The sequence below is a fragment of the Pseudomonas sp. 1L-E-NC-VB-C3 genome, from assembly GCF_057291535.1.
This window is the reverse complement of the sequence record NZ_JBXAWD010000002.1, coordinates 256,243-277,684: the sequence shown is the minus strand read 5'-3', so window position 1 is coordinate 277,684 and position 21,442 is coordinate 256,243. Positions and strand designations below refer to the sequence as shown.

Annotated in this window: 12 protein-coding genes and 1 pseudogene; 1 reads left to right on the top strand and 12 read right to left on the bottom strand. The window is 61.2% G+C overall.

Annotation, left to right across the window (positions count from 1 at the left end):
* Window positions 1–19: 19 nt before the first annotated feature.
* A complete protein-coding gene (locus AC0Z5Z_RS04605; protein WP_016774830.1) occupies window positions 20–244 on the top strand; it encodes a YgdI/YgdR family lipoprotein in 225 nt (74 codons plus the stop codon).
* A 207-nt stretch (window positions 245–451) separates the two neighbouring features.
* Here the strand turns inward: AC0Z5Z_RS04605 and AC0Z5Z_RS04600 are convergent, their stop codons facing one another.
* The 12 genes and pseudogenes from AC0Z5Z_RS04600 to AC0Z5Z_RS04545 all read right to left on the bottom strand — a co-directional run bounded on the left by AC0Z5Z_RS04600 (window position 452) and on the right by AC0Z5Z_RS04545 (window position 21,409).
* Window positions 452–2,305: a polyurethane esterase gene (locus tag AC0Z5Z_RS04600; RefSeq protein ID WP_485610839.1), complete on the bottom strand. Its 1,854-nt coding sequence runs from the start codon at window positions 2,303–2,305 to the stop codon at window positions 452–454.
* A 303-nt stretch (window positions 2,306–2,608) separates the two neighbouring features.
* Entirely contained in the window at window positions 2,609–4,297 is a 1,689-nt protein-coding gene (locus tag AC0Z5Z_RS04595) for a polyurethane esterase (RefSeq protein ID WP_485610759.1), read from the bottom strand.
* 58 nt (window positions 4,298–4,355) lie between these two features.
* Window positions 4,356–7,433: an autotransporter domain-containing protein gene (locus tag AC0Z5Z_RS04590; RefSeq protein ID WP_485610758.1), complete on the bottom strand. Its 3,078-nt coding sequence runs from the start codon at window positions 7,431–7,433 to the stop codon at window positions 4,356–4,358.
* Between the two features lie 245 nt (window positions 7,434–7,678).
* Window positions 7,679–10,624 carry an autotransporter serine peptidase EprS gene (gene eprS, locus AC0Z5Z_RS04585; RefSeq protein ID WP_485610757.1) on the bottom strand — a complete coding sequence of 982 codons (2,946 nt, stop codon included), beginning with the start codon at window positions 10,622–10,624 and terminating at the stop codon, window positions 7,679–7,681.
* Between the two features lie 872 nt (window positions 10,625–11,496).
* The gene (locus tag AC0Z5Z_RS04580; protein ID WP_039761526.1) at window positions 11,497–12,867 is read right to left on the bottom strand and encodes a TolC family outer membrane protein; all 1,371 of its coding nucleotides are present in this window, start codon (window positions 12,865–12,867) and stop codon (window positions 11,497–11,499) included.
* A gap of 2 nt (window positions 12,868–12,869) precedes the next feature.
* The gene (locus tag AC0Z5Z_RS04575; RefSeq protein ID WP_041480285.1) at window positions 12,870–14,219 is read right to left on the bottom strand and encodes an HlyD family type I secretion periplasmic adaptor subunit; all 1,350 of its coding nucleotides are present in this window, start codon (window positions 14,217–14,219) and stop codon (window positions 12,870–12,872) included.
* Window positions 14,216–15,988, bottom strand: a complete 1,773-nt coding sequence (locus tag AC0Z5Z_RS04570) for a type I secretion system permease/ATPase (protein WP_485610756.1) — start codon at window positions 15,986–15,988, stop codon at window positions 14,216–14,218. Before AC0Z5Z_RS04570 ends, AC0Z5Z_RS04575 begins: the two co-directional genes overlap by 4 nt.
* A gap of 179 nt (window positions 15,989–16,167) precedes the next feature.
* On the bottom strand, window positions 16,168–16,590 hold the full coding sequence (locus AC0Z5Z_RS04565; protein WP_485610755.1) for an AprI/Inh family metalloprotease inhibitor: 423 nt from the start codon (window positions 16,588–16,590) through the stop codon (window positions 16,168–16,170).
* Between the two features lie 91 nt (window positions 16,591–16,681).
* Window positions 16,682–18,127 (bottom strand): serralysin family metalloprotease, encoded by a 1,446-nt coding sequence (locus tag AC0Z5Z_RS04560; RefSeq protein ID WP_485610754.1) that lies wholly within the window; start codon window positions 18,125–18,127, stop codon window positions 16,682–16,684.
* A gap of 463 nt (window positions 18,128–18,590) precedes the next feature.
* On the bottom strand, window positions 18,591–19,676 hold the full coding sequence (locus AC0Z5Z_RS04555) for a polyamine ABC transporter substrate-binding protein (protein WP_150740902.1): 1,086 nt from the start codon (window positions 19,674–19,676) through the stop codon (window positions 18,591–18,593).
* A 73-nt stretch (window positions 19,677–19,749) separates the two neighbouring features.
* Window positions 19,750–19,971: pseudogene (locus AC0Z5Z_RS04550) on the bottom strand (cupin domain-containing protein); the annotation flags it as partial.
* Between the two features lie 31 nt (window positions 19,972–20,002).
* Window positions 20,003–21,409 carry an NAD(P)/FAD-dependent oxidoreductase gene (locus AC0Z5Z_RS04545; RefSeq protein WP_252884278.1) on the bottom strand — a complete coding sequence of 469 codons (1,407 nt, stop codon included), beginning with the start codon at window positions 21,407–21,409 and terminating at the stop codon, window positions 20,003–20,005.
* Window positions 21,410–21,442: the final 33 nt, after the last annotated feature.

Genomic DNA, 21,442 nt, shown 5'->3' with positions numbered 1-21,442 from the left:
CAAGGAGTCAGAGGTGGGTATGAAAATCAAGATGCTGGGTATTCCTGTAGCAGTCGCAGCCCTGTTGGCGCTGGGCGGCTGTTCGACCCAGACCGTGGTGACGCTGCAGAACGGCACCCAGTACCTGACCGAGGACATGCCGAAGACCGAGACCGAGGACGGTTTCTATGAGTTCGAGGACATTTCCGGCGCCAAGGTCAAGGTTCGCGCCGATGAAGTCGCGACCGTGCGCAAGGAAGACTGACTTGGCCTGAATGATCGTTCCCATGCGCAGCAAAGGAATGCCTCCACGGACGCTCCGCGTTCGGCTCTCGAGTGGGACGCAGAGCGTCCCGGGCTGCATTCCCACGCGGAGCGTGGGAACGATCACACACTGGATCTGCGTCGTTCACAAATCCCCTGTGGGAGCGAGCCTGCTCGCGAAGGGGCCGGCACAGGCCCCGCATCAACCTCAGGCGATAACCACCCCGTCGTCGCTCAAACTCCCCGGCGCCACCCCCACCAACGTCACCGAATCCCCACCAAATGTCAGCACGGTATCCTGCCCGACCGCCGACGCATGGGCACGGAAATCATCCCCCGGCAACACACCCTGTACGCCGAGAAACACCAGTTTGTCATCGGCCGTGTAGCCAACGACCCGATCCTGGCCGAACGCGCCGTGGAACAGAAACGTATCCGCCCCGCCGCCCGATTCCAGCAAATCGTTGCCAGCACCACCGACAAACACATCATTGCCCGCGCCGCCGAGCAAATGATCATTGCCCTCAAGGCCAAACAGCCAATCACCGCCCGCATGCGCCTTGAGCGTGTCATTGGCAGCCGTGCCTTTCATGCTCGACTCATAAGCGGTGAGGTTGCTGCCGACTTTCAGCCCCGTGGCCGTGACGCTGTGCAACACGTCGTCATTGAACACGCCCCAGAGAAAACCCGGCTCTTTGCTGACAATGCTGCCGATGTCGCGGGTAATGCTGATCCCGCCGTTGGCATCGCGGATGTACAGGTTGCCGGCACCGTCGTTGGCGAAATCAAAGTTCTTCACTGTTTGCTGCAAGTCGAGCATGTTGTTGCCCTGCCCGCCCAGAATAACGTTGTAGCCACCGTTGTCGCGGAAGCTGTCGTTGCCGGCGCCGCCCTCCAGATAGTCATTGCCGCTGCCGCCCTGGATCAGGTCGTTGCCGTCACTGCCGATGATGAAGGTGCTGCCCTTGTGGGTTTCGGCGTTACGGTTGAGGTCCTGTACCCAAGCGTTTGCCCGCGCCGGGTCGGACAGGTTGGCGACGATGATCGTCGAGTCGCGGCTGGTCAGGTCGTAGAACTTCGACTCCAGCACGCGCGTCATGCCGTCGCCGTAGCCAGTGGGCAGGTGCGAAATCCAGGTCGGGATATTCAGGATCGAATACGGCAGCACGTTCCAGGCGTTCGAGGCGTAGTGATCGTTGAAGCTGACGAGGTTGTCGGTGGTGGATGTGTGCGGCGCATCGTGCACACCCACCGAGGCACTGCTGAAGGTCGAACCGTCGAGGGCGCGAAACACCGGGTCGTTTTCGTAGCCGATATTCAGCACCTTGTCGCCGCTGCTCTGGGTCGGCGAGGCGTAGGCGATGTAGTTGGAATCGGCGAAAAATCCGCCCCACTTGCCAGTGCTCAAGTCAGCCATGCTGTTCACCGCCAGACCGCCCAGGCTATGACCGCTGACCAGTACGTCCTTGCCGCTGAGGCCGTTGGCCCGGGCGAAGGCGACGACATCGTTGAGCAGATTGCCGAAAGCTTCGCCGACGTAGTTTTTTGCGTAATCGGCCGGGCCGAACGCCGCGAGCAGATCGTTGATCACATCGCCAATCGAATCACCAATGAGGGTTTCGCGGGGGCCGCTGGTGCCGCGAAAGGCGATACCCAGTTCGGTAAGGTGACCCTGGGCATCGTACTTGCCGAGGATTTCCACTTGCGCGCTGGTGTAGCCAGCCTTCTCGCCGAAGAACGTCCCGCGTGCATCGGTCTTGCCGTCGTAGCCCAATTGCGCAGCGGTGATGGGCGTCCAGCCAGCCTTTTTCACGGCATCGAGGGCGAGTTTTTCCGAATCGGGATTCCACGGGATACCGGGGATCACCCCTTGCGAATCGGTGCCGCCAATCAGCGCGGTGACCAGTGTCGCCGGCAGGCCAAGGCCGAAGCCGTTGTGCTGATAACCGGCGGCGAAGCCGTTATCGAGGTTGTGATAGGAATACAGCGTGATCGCCATAGCATCACTGAACAGCGCCGCGGAATCGGCTGTGCCGAAGTTCTTGTAGTCGTATACACCCATTGCCATTGCCTCTCTTGTTGTTGGAATTGTCAGAGATAGCTCACAGCCAGAGCGCGGGGCTCTGGAGCATTCTTTACATCTTGCACATCCTCTGTAGAAGCTGCCGAAGGCTGCGATCTTGTGGGACGCAGAGCGCCCCCGACTGCATTCCCACGCAGAGCGTGGGAACGATCATGTGTACGCCGTACCTGTGGGAGCGAGCCTGCTCGCGAAGGCGGCAGCACATTCAACATCACAATCGCCTGACCCACCGCTTTCGCGAGCAGGCTCGCTCCCACAATGAGATCTCCTGCACCTTCGGAATCAGGCAAAGACGAAACTCGAATCCGTCAGGTTAGCCACGCCGACGCCAATCAGCGTCACGGCAAAATCGCCGACTTTCAGCACGGTATCAGCGCCGGACTGCGCGGCATGCTGCTTGTAGTCATAACCCTGTCCCGCGCCCGCGACGCCCATGAACAGCAGTTTGTCGCTGCCTTGATAACCATTGATCGCATCGAAACCGAACGCGCCGCTGAACAGGAAGGTGTTGCCGCCACCCACCGCCGTCATCACGTCGTTGCCAGCGCCACCCACGAAAGTCACCTGCGACTTGTCACTGATCAGTTGATCATCGCCACCAAGGCCAAACAGCCAGTCGCCATCGGCCGTGGCATGCAAGGCATTGCCGTAGCCATCACCGCTGAGCGAATGGTTGTACTGGGTCAGTTCGCTGCCGTTGCTCAGGCCCTTGGCGGTGACGCCCCAGGTGATCTCCTTGCTGCCCCACCACGAACCGGCCTCTTTACTGATCAGCGCGCCGATGTCACGGGTCAGGCTGATGCCGCCGTAGGCGTCGCGCACGTACAGCGTGCCGTCGCCGTCGTTAGCGAAGCTGAAGTTCTGCAACGGTTTCTGCAGTTCGAAGGTGTTATGGCCCTGCCCGCCGAAAATGACGTTGTAGCCGCCGTCATCACGAAAACGGTCGTCGCCGCCCAGTCCTTCAAGAAAGTCGTTACCCGCCCCGCCCTTGAGCCAGTCGCTGCTCTGCGTGCCGATGATGAAGGTGCTGCCGATGTGCGGCTCGCCGCTGCGGCCCAGGTCCTCGACCCAGGTCTTGCTCCGCGATGCCTCTTCGAGATTGGCGACGATGATCGTCGAGTCGCGCTCGGTCAGATCGTAGAACGCCGAATCGATTACCCGATTCAAGCCATCGGCGTAGCCCAGTGAACTGTGCGCCGACCAGTTCAGCGGATTGGCGATGCTGAACGGCACCAAGTTCTGCGCCGTGGAGGCGTAGTTATCGGTGAAGTTGACGAGGTTGTCGGTGGTCGATTCGTGCGGCTTGTCGTGCTTGCCCATCGACGCCGTGCTGAACGTGGTGCCGTCGAGCACGCGAAATACCGGATCGTTTTCGAAACCGATGTTGAGCACCTGGGGGCCGGTGCTGCTCTGGGTCGGCGACGCGAAGGCGATGTAATTGGCATCCTTGTAGAAGCCGCCCCAGTTGTCCCCGCTCAATTCAGCAACACTATTTACCCCAAGCCCGCCGAGGCTATGGCCGCTGATCAGCACGTCCTTGGCGGCAATGCCGGTGGCGATCGCGAAATCGGCGACGGCCTTGAGCAGATTGTCGAACGCGTTTTTCGCGTAGTTGCTCGCGTAATCCGAAGGCCCGACCGCCGCGAGCAGATTGTTTTTCAGATCACCGAAAGTGTCGCTGTAACCCAGCCCGCCAGTGCCGCGAAAGGCAATGCCAAGGCCGATCAATTTGCCAGCGGCGTCGTACTTGCCGAGCACTTCGGCCTCGGCGCTGGTGAAGCCATCCTGTTCCCCGAAGAACGTGCCTTGCACGCCGACCTTGCCCTGATAGCCCAGCGCCGTCGCGGCGACCGGTGCCCACGCCGTGGCCGGCAATGGTTTGCCGGTGGGCGTGTAGGCATACAGCGTCAGCGCGATGGCATCGCTATAAAGCCCCTTGCCGTCGGCATTTTTGTAATCGAACAATCCCATGTGCAGCGCTCCCTTTTCTTGAAAAACCGGCAGCCCATCAAGCGCTGCCGGTTACGCCTCAGAACTGCCAGTCGAGGGTCAGACCGACGCCGTGATCCTTCTCGTTCGAGCCGATCAGGCCGTTGTAGTCGAGGTTGACCCGCACCTCGCGATTGAGTGCCAGCCCGGCGCGCACGCCGACCACAGCAGCGTCACGATCCATCGACACGCTCTGCACGGTGAACGCGCTGTTGCCGTTGGCGAAGGCCAGATGGCTGTCGGCATCGATGCTGCTCAGGTTGTGCTGCCAGCCGAGGCTGGCGCCCAGTTCCAGCTGATGCTTGTCCGACACAGCGAAGCTGCGCTTGGCGCGCACGCCGAGGGTCGACAGCACCACGTCGCGGTTGTCTTCACCACCCTTGAGCGCGGCAGCGCCACCCTTTTCGGTGAAGCTGTCGGTGTTGAGGTGCACGTAGGACAGATTGGCGAACGGCTCCAGGTTCATCGGTTGCAGGCCCAGATCGTATGCGGCCTCGGTGAACACTTGCGCGGTGGTCGCGTCACGTTTGGTTTTCTGTTTGCCGCTGACGTCGCCGAACTGCAGATCACGTTTGACGTCGATGCGATGCCAGCTGTAGGCGCCGCCGACGGTCAGGCGCAACGCGTCGATTTCATGGCCCAGATACGCACCCAAGTGGTAGCTGTCGACCGACGCCGACGAATGCGTGCCGCTGCCCATGCTCAACGAACTGTCGCTGTAACCGGTGACGAAACCGAGACGGGTATCTTCAGCAATCAGACCGTCGACACCAGCCAGCAGCCCGCCGATGGAGCTATTGGAATCGGCATTGTCGTGTCCGCCGTCACTCTCGCCCCACGAGCCAAGGACCTTGACCCAGACGTTGCTGCGATCATCAGTCGGCGCATCGGCATTGAACAGATCACGCTCACGCAGGCGCTCGCCGACGGCTTCGCGCAGGTAGCGGCTGTCGTTGATCAGCAGCGTGCCGATGGCCGGGTGAATCTCGCCGGACAACTGTTGAAAGGCCTGCTGCGCCGACGCCGCGTTGGGCGACAGCAACAGGGTTTCGAACAGCGCGTTGCCCGCACCCAGACGTTCGGCAGCCGCACCGACGGCGCGCTGGTTCGGCGTCAGACCGACGCTGGCGAACGATGCCTCATTGCGCCCGACCGCCAGTTGAATGCCGCCCGCCGAATAATCCAGAGTGCCGCCAAGGAAGGCGTAATTCGGCAAGACCTGACCGAAGCGCCCTTCAATGCCGCCCGCCGCTTGCAGGATGTTGTAGCGAGTGCCGAGCAGGCTTTGCACTTCGCCGGTACTGAGCAAGGTCGGGCTGTTTTCCAGCGACAGGCTCACCGTGGCGCCGTCGATGACGGCTTTGCCGCCTGCGATGATCTGATCGCTGCTGGTTGGTGACAGCTCTACGGCGTAGTTCGAACCCGGCGCGAAAGTCACGTCACCGGCGACGTTCAGGGTGCCGATGGAGTTGCCCGGCGCCACTGTACCGCCGCTGTTCACTGCCAGCGCGCCGATGCGGCCATTGCCGCCGAGGATGCCGCCATTGTTGACGGTGACCGCCGATTGCAGCGAACCGTTGATGGCCAGTCGACCCTGATTGACCAGGGTCGGACCGCTGTAAGTGTTGTTGCCGGTCAGCACCAGGGTGCCGATGCCTTGCTTGGTCAGACCGCCATGGCCGCCGATGTCGTTGCGCCAGGTGTCGAGGCCGCACGTGATATCGCTGCACACCCGCTCGGTAGGTTTGCCCTGATCGATGATCGCACCGATGCCCGGCAGATCAGCGACAAACTGGCCGGAACCGTAAGCGCCCTGCACGCGGAATTCCTCGGGAATGTCCTGCTCGGTCACGAACATCGCCGGGCCATCGATGGCCTTGCGCAGGTTGATCATGCCCCAACCGTACAAGGCGTCGATGCCCGGTGCGCCGAGGTCGGTCGCAGTGGTGCGCAATACGCTGGCGACCTGATCGCCGGACATATACGGGAAGCGCTCCATCAGCACGGCGATGGAACCAGCGACATGCGGCGCCGCCATCGAGGTGCCGTTGTAGTTGGCGTAGCTGGTGGTCAGGTTGCCGGCGTTGGTGCCTTCGATGATCGAGCTATAAATCTTGGTGCCCGGCGCCGAGACGCAGTAACTCGCCGTATAGCCGCAGCGCGAGGAGAACGTGCTGATCACGTACGGATTGGCGCTGGCGGTGTCCGGGTTCTGCTGCAACGCGGCGACGGTGATCCAGTTCGGCGCGATGTCCGGGACGAAATAACCCAGGCCGGCAATGGCGTCGGGATTGTTCAGGTTGTAATCGTTGCCAGCGGCAAAAATGGTGACGATGCCGCTGCGAGCGGCGGCGATGGCGCCGTCGTAAGCGCCGCCGGGTTTGGTGCCGAGCAGCGTGCGGATTTCGTTGAATTGCAATTGCGCGTCGTTGACGGTGAAGTGCGGATACGCCGGATCGCGGCCGCCGAGGTCGAAGCGGTCGGTGATGCCGATGCCCCAGCTGTTGTTGATGATTCGCGCACCGCTGGCGATCAGCGCATCCCAACCGGCCTTGTACACCGCACCATCGTTGCCGCGCACGATGCCGTCTTCCGGGCCTGGGTCGCCGTTATCGGCGCTGATGATCTGCGCACCGAATGCAACACCGTGCATCACCCCGCCGTCGCGACTGCCCGCCGCGATGCCGCCGACGTGCGTGCCATGGGCGCCGAGCTTGCCGTTGGAGCCGACCGAGGGTGAACCGTCATAGAGGAACGCATCGCCGGCCTTTACCGGGATGTAAGGGTCGGTGTATTCGCGAATGCCGCTGGTGACCAAGGTGACGACTTTGTTGCTGCCGGAGAACTCCGGATGTGCGGCGTAGACCGGCTGATCGAAGATGCCCAGCTTCACGCCTTTGCCGGTGTAGCCGGCGGCGTAGGCGTAATCCGCGCCGATCGCGCCCAAGCCCCAGTCGGCCTTGAATTCATTGCTGCGCCAGCTCGACGGATCGCCGCTGCGGCCGTTTTCCGCGTAAGGCGCTGCCTGCGCCATCGCACTGGCACAGAGCATGGCGACTGTCAGGGTTTTCAGGGCAAAGCGGCCACCCGATTGCGCGGGGGTATTGTTGTTATCCATCCACGACCTTCCTTAGTGATGTTGCGAAAAATCCGGTTGCCTTGATCGTTCCCACGCTCCGCGTGGGAATGCAGCCCGGGACGCTCCGCGTCCCATTGGAACGCGGAGCGTCCCTGGAGGCGTTCCCACGCAGAGCGTGGGAACGATCAATTCCCTTGCTGCACGTGGGAACGATCAGGTTTTGCGACTGCTGCGCAGTCGAGCGGGGATAAATCCCCTCGCCACGGTGACTCAAACACATGCAATCAGAACTGCCAGTTCAGGCTCAGGCCAACGCCATGCAGCTTCTCGCGGCTGGCCAGTTGGCCGTTGTAATCGAGGTTGACCCGCACGTCCTTGCTCAAGGCCAGACTGGCCTGCACGCCGACCAGTGCGGCATCGCGTACCAGCGCCGAGCTTTCCACGGAATACGGCGTGCCGCCGCTGGCAAAACGCAAATGCTGCTCTGATTCGATATCGCTGAGGCTGTGCTGCCAGCCGAGACGCGCGCTGACGTCCAGCGCTTGCTGGTTCGAAAGGTTGAAGGTTTTGCTCGCCCGCACGCCCAAGGTGCTCAGCGCCACATCGCGTCGATCTCCAGAGCTTTTGAGCGCAGCGGCATCGCCCTTTTCGGTGAAGCCTTCGGTGTCCAGATGCAGGTAGGTCAGGTTGGCGAACGGTTCCAGCGCCAGCGCTTGCAGCTGCAAGCGATATGCCGCTTCGCCGAAGACTTGGGTGGTGGTCGCGTCAACTTTGGCTTTCTGCTTGGCGCTGACCTCGTCGTATTGCAGATCGCGCTTCGCATCGCCGCGATGCCAGCTGTAGGCCGCGCCAGTGCTCAAGCGCCAGGCGCCGAGGTCGTGTGCGGCGTAAGTGCCGAGGTGATAGCTGTCGACTTTCGCCGAAGAATGCGTGCCCGAGCCCATGCTTAACGAGCTGTCGCTATAACCGGTGACCAGACCGATGCGGGTCTGCTCGTCCAGCGCGCCGTCGACCCCCGCCAGCAGGCCGCCGATCGAGGTGTTGTAGCCGGCCGTGTCGTGGCCCGAATCGGTGCTGCCCCAAGCGCCGAGTGCTTTGATCCAGCCATTGCTGCGTGTCGCCGATTCATCGTGCAGCCGCTCGCCAACCGCATCACGCAACTGGCGGCTGTCATTGATCAGCATCGTCCCCAGCGCCGGATAAATCTCGCCGCTCAGTTGCTGGAAGGCTTGCTGCGCCGAGGCCTGAGTCGGTGCACGAAGCACACTTTCGTAAACCGAATTGCCGGCGCCCAGACCTTCAACTGCAGCGGCCACCGAACGCTGGTTCGGCGTTTGCCCGACGCTGGCGAAGCTGGTGGCATTGCGCTGGATATTCAGCTGGATGCCGCTTGCGGCGTAGTCAAGGGCGCCGCCGATGAACAGGTAGTTCGGCACTACTGCAGCGAACTGCCCCTGCACGCCGCCGGCCGCTTGCAGGATGTTGTACTGGCGACCGAGCAGGCTTTGCGCTTCGGCGCTGCTGAGCAAGGTCGGGCTGTTTTCCAGCGCCAGGCTGACGCTGGCGCCGCTGACGGTTGCCGTGCCGCCGGCAACGATGCGGTCGCTGCTGGTGGGCGATAGCTCGACGGCGTAAGTCGAGCCCGGGGCGAGTGTCACATCACCAGCGACATTCAAGGTGCCGATGGAATTGCCCGGTGCGACACGGCCGCCGCTGTTGGCGGTCAACGCGCCGATGCGTCCGGAGCCGCCGAGGGTGCCGCTGCCGTTGACGGTGACCGCTGAGGTCAGCGAACCGTTGACGGTCAGCAGACCGCCGTTGACGGTGGTCGGGCCGCGATAGGTATTTGCGCCGCTGAGCAGCAATTGCCCGGGGCCGGACTTGATCAGGCTGCCCTCATACACCCGGTTCGCCGCTGCCGCATCACGCAGCATGCCGACGGCGTAATCGGTCTGCTCCTGCTGACTGGCGCCGGCCGGGACACCGTTCTCCCAGCCTTTGTCCTGTAGGGTTTGCTGCCAGGCGCTGTGCTCGGCGAGGTCTTCGCGCTGGCGCTGGAGCAGCGCCTTGTCAGAGATGTCATTGCTCCAGACATCGCGCTGCCCTGCCCCCAGATTCGCGTCGAACGCACCGAGCAATTGCCCCGGCCCGCGCATCGCCCGATTGAGATTGGCGACGCCCCAGCCGACCCGCTCGTTCGGTGCGTCCGTGACCGAGCCATCGAGCTGGGTGGCGGTGGTCAGCAGCACCTCAAGCGCCTGCTGGTTGGTCATGTACGGATAACGTTCCATCACCAGCGCCAGGGCGCCGGTCGCGTGCGGCGCCGCCATCGAGGTACCGGACTTGATCGCATAACCGCCACCGGGAATGGTGCTGTCGATCTTCGCCCCCGGTGTGGTGATGCACCAGTATTTGGCGATGCCGCACTGGTTGTATTTCTGCTGATTGCTCTGATCGAGCCCGGACACCGCCAGCCAGTGACCTTCCAGATCCGGCTGAAAGTACGGCAGCGCCGAACGTACACTGGCATTCGGGTAGCCGCTGTTGCCGGCGCTGAAGACATTGATCACGCCGCGCCGGGAAACATCGGCAGCGGCGTCGAGCCAGGTGCCCTTGTTCCAGTGTTGCGCGTAGGCGGCGTGCAGATCCGCGAGAGTGCGGTAACTGACATCCGGCGGCTGACTGCCCCAACTGTTGTTGATCGCTCGAACCCCGGCATTGGCGAGGCTGTCGTAGACCGCTTTGAAATAACGCGGATCAGGGCTGGGGCCGAAGAGGAAACTGTCGTTCTTGTTGGTGTTGCCGACGTAGATTTGCGCGTTGTACGCCACCCCGTGCATGCCGCTGCCATCACGGGCGGCGCCCATGGTGCCGACCACGTGGGTGCCGTGGGAATCGTTGTTGGGGTTGAGCGTGCCGTCGACGTTGAACGCTGAGCCATCGACGTAGCTGCCGCTGGCGGTTACCGGGTGATAACGGTCGGCGGAGAATTCGGGGTGCGCGGCATCGAAACCGGAATCGAGCGCGCCGATTTTCACGCCCTTGCCGGTGATGCCGGCTGCGTAGGCCTGATCGGCCTGCATGCGTTCCAGGCCCCAGTCGCGCAAGAACTCGGCGCTGCGCCAACTGGCCGGATTGCCGGGCTGGCCGGGTTCCAGGTATTGCGCCTGCGTTGCCGAGGTCACCAGCAATAGCGTGCCGAGCGAAATCGGCTTGATGCGTACGTCCATGGTCATCATTCTCGTTTTTGTTGTTTTGTTCAGGGCTGATAGCGATGTCGCCTGTTCCCCTCACCCCAGCCCTCTCCCCGAGGAGAGGGAGCCGATTTGTGTTGATATCAAAACCTGCGGCCTGCTCGGTCGCTCAAGTCGATGCAGCTATCGCAGGCCACTCGGTCAGTCCCCTCTCCCTCTGGGAGGGTCAGGGTGAGGGCTGTTGCGCGACCACAAATGCTTCGTCCACCCGCACCAGATCCTGCTCATTAACGTCTCGGTGCAAAGCCTCAGATCCTGCGGTGTCGCCCGTTTCCCTCACCCCAGCCCTCTCCCAAAGGGAGAGGGAGCCGACCGTGTTGTCTTCAGTTATTCAGCGACCTGGAAAACCAGTCGATTACGGATTCAGCACAGCTCGTTCAAATCGGTGCATCTCGCCAATCTCCCCGGATCGGTCCCCTCTCCCTCTGGGAGAGGGTTAGGGTGAGGGCTGTTGCGCGACCACAAATGCTTCGTCCACCCGCGCCAAATCCTGCTCATTAACGTCTCGGTGCAAAGCCTCAGATCCTGCGGTGTCGCCCGTTCCCCTCACCCCAGCCCTCTCCCAAAGGGAGAGGGAGCCGACCGTGTTGTCTTCAGTTATTCAGCGACCTGGAAAACCAGTCGATTACGGATTCAGCACAGCTCGTTCAAATCGGTGCATCTCGCCAACCTTCCCGGATCGGTCCCCTCACCCCAGCCCTCTCCGAAAGGGGGAGGGAGCCGACCGTGTTGTCTTCAGTTATTCAGCGACCTGGAAAACCAGTCGATTACGGATTCAGCACAGCTCGTTCAAGTCGGTGCATCTCGCCAATCTCCCCGGATCGGTCCCCTCTCCCTCTGGGAGAGGGTTAGGGTGAGGGCTGTTGCGCGACCACAAATGCTTCGTCCACCCGCGCCAGATCCTGTTCGTTCAAAGTCCCGGCGTAGTAATGCAATTTGGTCCAGGCCATGAGGTAGTCGTAGCGTGCCTGGGCCAGGTCGCGGCGGGTGGTGAACAGTTGCTGCTCGGCATTCAACGCATCGAGATTGGTGCGTTCGCCGCCCAGAATGCTTTGTCGGGTCGAGACCACCAGCGCCTCGGCCGACTTCAAGGCCTTCTGATAAGCACGCAATTTGCTCACTCCGGACAGGCACGCGCTGAACTGTCGGCGCAGTTCGATCAGGGTTTCGCGGGTTTTGCCATCCAGTTCGTATTCGGCCTGTTCCATGGTGCGGCTGGCCTGGCGCGTCGAGGCCGACACCCCGCCGCCGGCGTACAGCGGCACGCTGACTTCCAGGCCGATGGTGTTGGTTTCGTAGCGCTGGTTATAGGTGTTGCCGCTTTCGGACTCGTTGTCGCGCATCGAGGCATAAGCACTGACTTTCGGCAGATGCCCGGCGCGGTTGCGTTCGACTTCATAGCGCGCCACTTCCACGGCCTGACGCTGCGAAGCGAGGTTCGGGTTGTTGCTGATCGCCAGTTCATGCCAGGTGTCGAAGTTGGCCGGTTGCAGGGTGAAGGTCTGGAATTGCTGACCAAGCGGCGCCAGATCACCGATATCCACCGCCGGCACGCCGACCAGCGCCCCGAGCTCACGCAAGGCGGCATCCTGCTCGTTGCGCGCTTCGATTTCCTCGGCAGTCGCCAGCTCATAGCGCGACTCGGCTTCGAGAATATCGGTGCGCGTGCCCTCGCCCTGCTTGAACATGTGTTCGTTCTGCTGGAACTGTTGCTCGTAGGCCTTCTTCTTCGCCTGGGCGATGTCGATCTGGTCCTGGGCGAACAAGGCTTTGGTGTAGTTGTCCAGCACGCGCACCAACAGTTCCTGACTCTTGCCGCGAAACGCTTCGTCGGCGAACAACGACTGCGCCACGCCTTTGCGATACGCCGCGTAAGCTTCGTAATCGAGCAGCGGTTGCTGCACCGTCAGCGCCGAGCCGTAACTGTTGTAGTTGCGCTCATCGGTGCGGTTGCGCGCACGATCATCCAGAGACGTCGCCTTGGACGAGTTGCGGCCCTTGTTGTAGGTGTAACCGATCCGAGGCAGCAGGCCGGCGCGGCCAATCACGCGGTTTTCCAGGCCAGCATCGCGCTCCTTGATTGCACCGAGAAACACCGGATCGTTGCGCAACGCCTGCTCGTAGATCTCAAACGGCCCCATGGCCGCGACTGCCGAGTGACTCGCGAGCAGCATCATTGCCGCCCCCAGCATTGAAAGCTTTTTCATACAGCCGAACATCCTTATTCCTCGGTCAACGCAGAACCGGCGCGATCGAGCAGCGGTTTGAACAAATAGTTGAGAAGTGAACGCTCACCGGTGCGCACGAACATTTCCGCCGGCATGCCGGGCTTGATCACCAGGCCGTTGAGCTTTTCCATGGCCTGATCGCTGACGCTGCTGCGCAACACGTAATACGGCACGCCGGTTTTCTCATCGACCATCTGGTCGGCGGAAATCAGGCTGACTGCGCCGGGCACGCGCGGGGTTTTGCTCTGGTTGAAGGCGGTAAACAGAATGTCCACCGGCAAATGCGTGCCGACCTTGTCGATCAGGTTGATCGGCAAGTGCCCCTCTACTTCCAAGGTGGTGCCTTGCGGAACGATCTCCAGCAGGGTTTCGCCCTGACGCACCACAGCGCCTTCGGTGTGCACGCCGAGGTTGACTGCCACGCCATCGGCGGTGGCGAGGATCTCGCTGTGTTGCAGGTCGAAACCGGCGGAGGTCAGCTGTTCGGACAACGTCACGCTTTTGAGCTGGGCATCGGCCAGTTGCGTACGCACTTCCTTCTGGTATTCCTCGCCGTGCTGCTGCAACTTCAGGCGCGATTCAAGGATGCCCTGCTCCACGCGCCCGCTTTCACCGGTGTTTTCCGCCAATTGCTGCTGCACTTGCGACAGTTGCCGTTGGTAGTCCATCAAGCGGTTGCGCGGGATGTAGCCGTTGTCGGCCAGCGGTTGCAGGTTGCTCAATTGTTGCTGCAAGGAACTGGCCTGGGCATTGAGGTCGCTGCGGGCGCGGCGCATGCCGGCCAGTTGTGCGGTGGCGCCTTCGATATTGGCGCGCAGTGCCGCTTGTTCCCGGGAGAACGCTTCGCGGCGGCTGCTGAACAGTTGCCGCTGGCCTTCCAGCACCAGCGCCAGGCGCGGGTCCGGGTCGTTGCTCAGCTCGGCCGGAAAGGTCACTTGCTTGAGGTTGTCGCGCTCAGCTTGCCAACGCGCGAGGCTGGCCCAAGCCATGCGGTACTGCGCCTGTAGCGATTGCACGTCGGCAGCCACTTGCGTCTGATCAAGGCGGAACAACGGCTGGCCCTGCTTCACGATCTCGCCTTCGCGCACCAGAATCCGGCTGACCACGCCGCTGCTCATCGACTGCACGGCCTTGCGCTTGCCCGAGACCACCACCGTGCCCTGCACCGGAATGCCCTGATCCAGCGGCGCCAGTGCCGCCCAGGTGAAGAAACTGCCTGCGCCGACGATGGCCAGAATCCAGCCCATGCGCGCGAAGAATTTCGCATCGCGCTCCGGGCGCTCGGTGAGGTAGGCGTGTTCCATGTTCGCTTCGTTTTCAGTGTTCATGCTGGCGCTGCTCATACACCCGAATTCCTTGTCGAGGGCTGATACTGCCGGCTCATGCTGAGCCCGCCCGGTGTTTGTGCGGCTTTTTCGCGTTGCTGTTCGTGCTGGCCGGAAAGTGCCTTGAGCACATCCTGACTCGGGCCGAACGCCTGCAAACGACCATCGTTGAGCACGAGCAATTTGTCAGCCTGAGCCAGCACCGAAGAACGGTGCGTGACCAGAATCACCGTGGTGCCTTGCGCCTTGAGTTGCGCAATGGCGCTGGCCAGTGCGGCTTCGCCGACGGTGTCGAGGTTGGAATTGGGTTCATCGAGCACCACCAGACTCGGCGTGCCGTACAGCGCGCGGGCCAGGGCCACGCGTTGCTTCTGGCCACCGGACAAGCCGCTGCCGTCCTCGCCCAGTTGCGTGTCGTAGCCCTGCGGCAGGCGCAGGACCATCTCGTGGACACCGGCCTGTTGCGCGGCGGTGACGACTTTTTGCGGGTCGGCTTCGCTGAATCGTGCAATGTTTTCGGCAATGGAGCCGCTGAACAGCTCGATGTCTTGCGGCAAATAACCAATGTACGGGCCGAGCTGATCTCGGTTCCAGCGGTGGATATCAGCGCCGTCGAGGCGCACCGTGCCGCCCAGAACCGGCCACACGCCGACCAGCACTCGAGCCAGCGTCGACTTGCCGGAACCGGACGCGCCGAGCACGCCGAGCACTTCGCCAGCACTCAGATTGAAATTGACCATGTGCAAAGTGGCCGCACGCTGCCCCGGCGGGCCGGCGCTGACTTGTTCGAAGCTGATCTGGCCTTTCGGTGCCGGCAGTGCCATCGCCTCGTCGCTAGGCGGAAACGCCTGCAACAACGCATCAAGGCGCCGGTAAGCCAGCTTCGCCCCACTCCACTGCTTCCAAACGGCGATCAACTGATCGATCGGGCTCAGTACGCGACCCATCAGGATCGAACCGGCGATCATCATCCCCGCAGTCATGTCGCCCTTGATCACCAGCAACGCGCCCAGGCCCAGCACCAACGATTGCAGGCACAGGCGCAGGGTCTTGCTCAGCGAACTGATCACCGCACCGGTGTCGCTGGCCTGGTTCTGCAAACCGAGAAAGCGCGAATGCACCCCGAACCAGCGCTTGCGCAGCGAGCCGAGCATGCCCATCGCCTGAATGGTTTCGGCGTTGTGCAAGTGGCTGGTAGCCAACTGACTGGACTGCTGGGAAAAACCGGCGGCTTCGCCCAACGGTTTTTTGGTCATGTATTCGTTGAGGCAGGCCAGTGCGATCAGCAGCAACGCGCCTGCCGTGGCCAGCAAGCCGAGCCAGACGTTGAACAGGTAAATGACAAACAGATAGACCGGGAACCACGGCGCATCGAAGAAGGCGAACAGCGCCGGTCCGGTGACGAACTGGCGAATGTGGGTCAGGTCGCCCAGCGACTGCCCGGCGTTACCCTCGCCCTTGAACAGGTTGCGCTCGAACGCGGCCTGATAGACGCGCAGATTGAAGCGCCGCTCCAATTGGCTGCCGATGCGGATGACGATAAAGCTGCGGATCACTTCCAGCAGGCCGATGAAGGCGAAGAACCCGACCACCATCAACGACAGCATCGCCAGAGTGGTTTCGTTCTGTGACGACAGCACCCGATCGTAAACTTGCAGCATGTAGATCGACGGCACCAGCATCAGCACGTTGATCAACGCAGTGAAACAACCGACGCTGATCAGAATGCTTTTATAGTCGCCCAATGCCTTGATTAACGGAGCGGCCGGAGACTTCGCCATCTTCATTGATTCTTCCTGAGTTCATAGTCTCGTCGGTGCGGACGAGCATTCCATTGATATTTCGCGTACCTGCCAAAGATCATTTGCAAGTAGTGCTTACAATTTCATAACAAGTTGATCGGCTTCGCGGTTATAACGCTCAGTTATTGCAGTACATCAACTTCGCGCAACTACCCAGCCACCGCTTAGTGCCCGACGCGGTCGAGCAAGATAAGCAATTGCGAACTCAACCTGCTTGCGTAAGAGCCATCCCCCCGGCGGCTGAAAAAGGCGATTTTCGAACCCTCCTTGCCAGTGATGGCAATGCCATCGGGTTCTGGAAACCAGCCAATCGGGGCTTCGCCCAACCACGCGCCCAGACAATCGGCGCCCTCGCCCAAGGTCTTGTTTGGCGCAAGATCGACAACGCATGTGTTCGACGGTTTGTCTTGCAACGACCGCGTTTCGGGTGTGTCGTTGTGACCGGTCAATGTGGCCTGCCAGCGCCCGGCGAATGCCGAGGGTTCTTCGAGTCTGAGGCTGCTTGCCATGCTTGTCGCTCCGGTCATCATCAGCGTGACTGCCATCAGCCATGCCATCGTCGTGTCAGTTAAAACGTATCGAGTCATAGGAAATTTCACTTCCGCTCGTAGCCTTGCTCGGGGATCAGGCCGATGCAAGCGAAGAAAGCGACGCACGAGGCGCCGCTTTCCTTTCACATCACGCCACGATGTCGCTGGTCGCTGCCTGGCCCACGGTGCTGACGATGAAGTCAGCCACGCCATGCCCGGAGAAATCCACCGACAACAGGCTATTGCCGCCCGACGAGGTCAACACTGCGTCGCCGGCCGAACCGGTGAAGCTGTTGACGAAGTGCAGGCCCGCACCGTTGGTGATGCCGGTCAGGTCGATCTTGTCCAGACCACTGACGAAATCGAGGATCTGATCGATCGCACCCGGCTTGGAGTCCGAGCTGGCGGCGAACACGAAAGTGTCCGAACCGGCGCCGCCCCACAGCTTGTCGGCACCGCCAGCGCCGTAAAGGATGTCGTTGCCGACACCGCCCTTCAGCTCGTTGGCCACGCTGTTGCCGATCAACAGATCGCTGCCGGAACCGCCAATCGCGTTCTCGATGACCGCGCCCTTGGCGATCGACACGTTACCGACCATGCCGCCAACGTCGGAGAACGAAGCGCTGTTGAGGTTGATCTTCTGGTTCTGGGTGAAACCGGAGAAATCCAGGGTGTCCTTGCCGCCGGCATCCCACACCGAGAACACCACTTTGTCGCTCGACGACGAAGCACTGAGGAAATCGCGGCCGGTATTGGAGTTGAAGCCGTAGGTGGTGTCGCCGGTGCGGGTGGTGGTGTTGGCGCCGTAGAGTTTCTGGATGGCTGCGATGTCGTCCATCAGCGGGCCGGACGAATAGGCTTCGACGCCGCCCTTGCTGAAGTTCTGGTTGGTGTTGCTCTCGCTCCAGTAACTCATGACGCTGTAGCCACGGGTGTCCTGGCCGTAGGTCGCGTCGTTGTAGGTCGGGTTGCCATTGCCGGCGTTGTAGTCGCCAGGGTGAGCAAGGCCCAGGGTATGGCCGATTTCGTGGGTCAGGGTCTGACGACCGTAGTTGTTCAGATCCGGGTTCTTGTTCTGCGTGTAACCGCTGTTGATCAAGTACCACGAGGTGCCGTCATAACCGGCGCCGGTCCCCGGCAGATAGGCAAACGCCGCAGCGCCATCCTGGCCACCGCTGTAGTTACCGAAGGTCATGTGCCCGTCGCCGCCCGAGGCTCTCTCGGTGAAAGTGACATTGGCCACATCGGCCCAGGACTGCATGGCGAGCTTGGCCTGCGCCTGTTGCTGCGCGCTGAACTGACTGAACCCGGTGATCCCGTGCTTGTTCATCGTGCTGTTCGAGGCCGAGGTCAGGAACGTATAGGTGAGTTCGATCTTGCCGCTGCTGTCCTTGTCCTGGTAGGCAGCGCCGTCACGCAGCAATTGCGTAGCCGCCTGGTCGACGGAGTACGAGGGTTTGCCATTGACCGTGAGGTTGCCGCCACGGTCGTACTGATGGCTGAAGCTATTGATCTGGTTGTACGCCGAGCTGAAGGCAGCCAGCTGGAAAGCCTGTTCGGCGGAATCAACAGCATTGGTTTTAACTTTCGACATAAACACACTTCCTTGTTTAGCAATGGAACAGTTTTTGTCCGACAGGACGATCTTTGGCGAGATCGTCCTATCACTCGCCCAATGAAGGCGTAACGAACCTGACACAATTGGAAATCTGTCGTAAAGGATTTTTTTGCGATCCAATTTGGTGGTATCAGGAAACTGCCGTAAACAAAGCGTGCGGGGAGGAAAGATTGTTTTTAGTTGCGATGAGGGCGGAAATTGTCTGACGATTTTCTATTTAAATATTAAATATCGCTAAGTTTGAATTTGTTGGGCAAGTCACACTTTCAGTCAGCGGTGCCAGTGCTTTGATATCAACTATGCTGATTCATTGAATAACAAATGTGGGAGCGAGCCTGCTCGCGAAGGCGCCAAGCCAGTCAACATAAGAGTCGAATGACAAACCGCTTCGCGAGCAGGCTCGCTCCCACAGGGGTCTTGTACGTTGGCCTGAAAAAACTCAGCTGCCGGTACGAATCTTGTTCCAAACCCGCGTCCGGATCCGGTCGATATTCAGCGGCATCGCTTCCAGCGCGAACAGCTTGCCCATCATTTCCGCACTCGGGTAAACCTTGGTGTCGTTCTTGATCGCCGGATCGATGAGCGTGTCCGCCTGTTCGTTGCCATTGGCGTAATGCACGTAATTGGTGATGCCGGCCATGACATCGGGGCGCAGCAGGTAGTTCATGAAGGCGTAGCCGGCCTTTTCGTCCGGTGCGTCGGCGGGCATGGCGACCATGTCGAACCAGATGGCCGCCCCTTCCTTGGGAATCGCGTAACCGATCTCGACGCCGTTCTTGGCTTCCTTGGCGCGGTTCTCCGCTTGCAGGATGTCGCCGGAAAAGCCGACTGCTACGCAGATGTCGCCGTTGGCCAGGTCACTGGTGTACTTCGAGGAATGGAAGTAGCTGACGTAGGGCCGCACTTTCATCAGCAAAGCTTCGGCTTTTTTGTAGTCTTCGGGATTCTTGCTGTGGTGTGGCAGGCCGAGGTAGTTAAGTGCCGCCGGGAGCAGTTCCGGGCCGTTGTCGAGGATCGCCACGCCGCACTTTTGCAGTTTTTCCATGTATTCGGGTTTGAAGATCAGATCCCAGGAATCCACCGGCGCGTCGTCGCCCAGCACCGCTTTGACCTTGGCGATGTTGTAGCCGATGCCGGTGCTGCCCCACAGATAAGGGAAACCGTGCTCGTTGTTCGGGTCGTTGGTCTGCAAGGCTTTGAGCAGTGCCGGGTTGAGGTTCTTCCAGTTCGGCAACTGACTCTTGTCGAGTTTCTTCAGCGCCCCACCCTGAATCTGCCGCGCCATGAAGTGGTTCGACGGGAACACCACGTCGTAACCGGATTTGCCGGTCATCAATTTGCCGTCGAGGGTTTCGTTGCTGTCGTAGACGTCGTAGGTGACGCCGATGCCCGTGTCTTTCTGGAAATTCTTCGTGGTGTCCGGGGCGATGTAGTCGGACCAGTTGTAGACCTTGACCGTCTCGGCCGCGTGACTGACGGAAGCGGCCAGCAGCAGCGGCGCCAATGCGAGGGTTTTCTGGATCATGGGGCGATTCCTGTATGGGCTTTTTTTGTTGGCAGGCAATCAAAGGATCGAACAATCAGAAAATCAGCACGTAGCTGAAGGTGCAGCGCCCGGAAATGAAATGGCAGAACTCCTGCGCGGTGATCTGCCGCCGCCAGCGGCCCGGGGTGCATTCCCAGACGCCGGTTTCAACGCCGTCATCGCGCTCGACGCTGGTGGTCGAGGCAATTGCGACGGGCTCGCCGAGGGGCACGGCGACCGGGTTGGACTCCTCGAGTTCGAGCGCGGCGGTGTTCTTGAATTGGGTGATGCTCATGACGTGACCTGTTTATTGAGGGAAACGGCGTTCAGTGCATGAAACCTTCCATGAACCCGGCGACTTGGCTGGCGAGCTTGCGCCGCCAGGGCGCAGTCGCCGGATTGGCCAGCGTCTGGTCTTCATGCACGAAACTTTTGATGATCGCGTTGTAGCCGAGCCAGCGGCATGGCTCTGGCTCCCAGGCACGCAGCGCGTGAATGCCACCGTCGGGCAGGACCCACGGTTGTTGGGTCAGCTCGCTGTCGCGCTCGAGAATCAGATCGGCCAGGGTGCGCCCGCCAAGGTTGCTGGCGCCGACGCCCTCGCCGCCGTAACCGCCCGATAGCGCGATGCCGTTGGCGCGGTCGCAAAGCATGTGCGGCTTGAAATGGCGCGACATGCCGAGGTTGCCGCCCCAGGCGTGGGTGATTTGCACGTTTTTCAGCTGCGGGAACAGTTCGCCGAACAGATAGCGGCGCAACTCGACTTCATCGCGAGTGAGGTTGAAGTCATGGCGTAGCTTGCCGGCGAACTGATAACCGCCACGGGCGCCGAAAATCAGGCGGTTGTCGGCACTGCGCTGGCCATAGGTGACCTGACGGCTGAATTCACTGAAGGCCTGGCCGCGATTGAGGCCGATTTCGTCCCAGGTCGCAGCGGACAGCGGCTCGGTGGCGACAATCAGACTTTGCACCGGCAACTGATAGCGACCAAGCGGCGGCAACGTCACCGAATAGCCTTCTACGGCCGGGACGATCCAACGGCTGCGCACGCTGGCCTTGGCAGTGCGCAAACTGCCGGATTGCCAGTGGGTAACCGGGCTGTTTTCGTAGATTTTCACGCCCATGTTCTGCACGGTACGCGCCAGGCCACGGACCAGTTTCGCTGGGTGAATGGTCGCGACATGGGGGGCGAAGATGCCGCCGTAGGGCTTGGCCACGCGGATCTGCTGGGCCAGTTGCTCAGGGCTCAGCCAGCGGTAATCGTCGTCAGTCAGGCCTTGGGCATGCAGCTTGCTCAGGTAATCGCGCAGCACGGTTTCCTGCTCTGGGTAGCGCGCCGCACAATAAAGCACCCCGCCCTTGCGGTAATCGCAGTCGATGCCTTCGCGTTCAACGACGATCTCCACTTCATCGGGGATGCTGTGCAGGAGATCAAACGAAGCCCTGCGCTGCTGCGGCGATAAGCCTGCGAGCAAGCGATCCTCACCCAGCAAGTTACCCATCAGCCAGCCGCCATTGCGTCCGGACGCACCGAACCCGGCGGTTTGCGCCTCGATGATGGCGATATCCAGGCCGGGCGCCTGTTTTTTCAGGTAGTACGCCGTCCACAGTCCGGTGTAACCGGCGCCGATGATCGCCACGTCGACATCTAGATCCCGCTCAAGCGCAGGGCGCGCCAGCAGCGGCTCATCGAGCTGATCCATCCACAAACTGATCGTGCGCCACGCCGACATGCCAGACTCCGCCACTGAAAACCTTCGATGGCG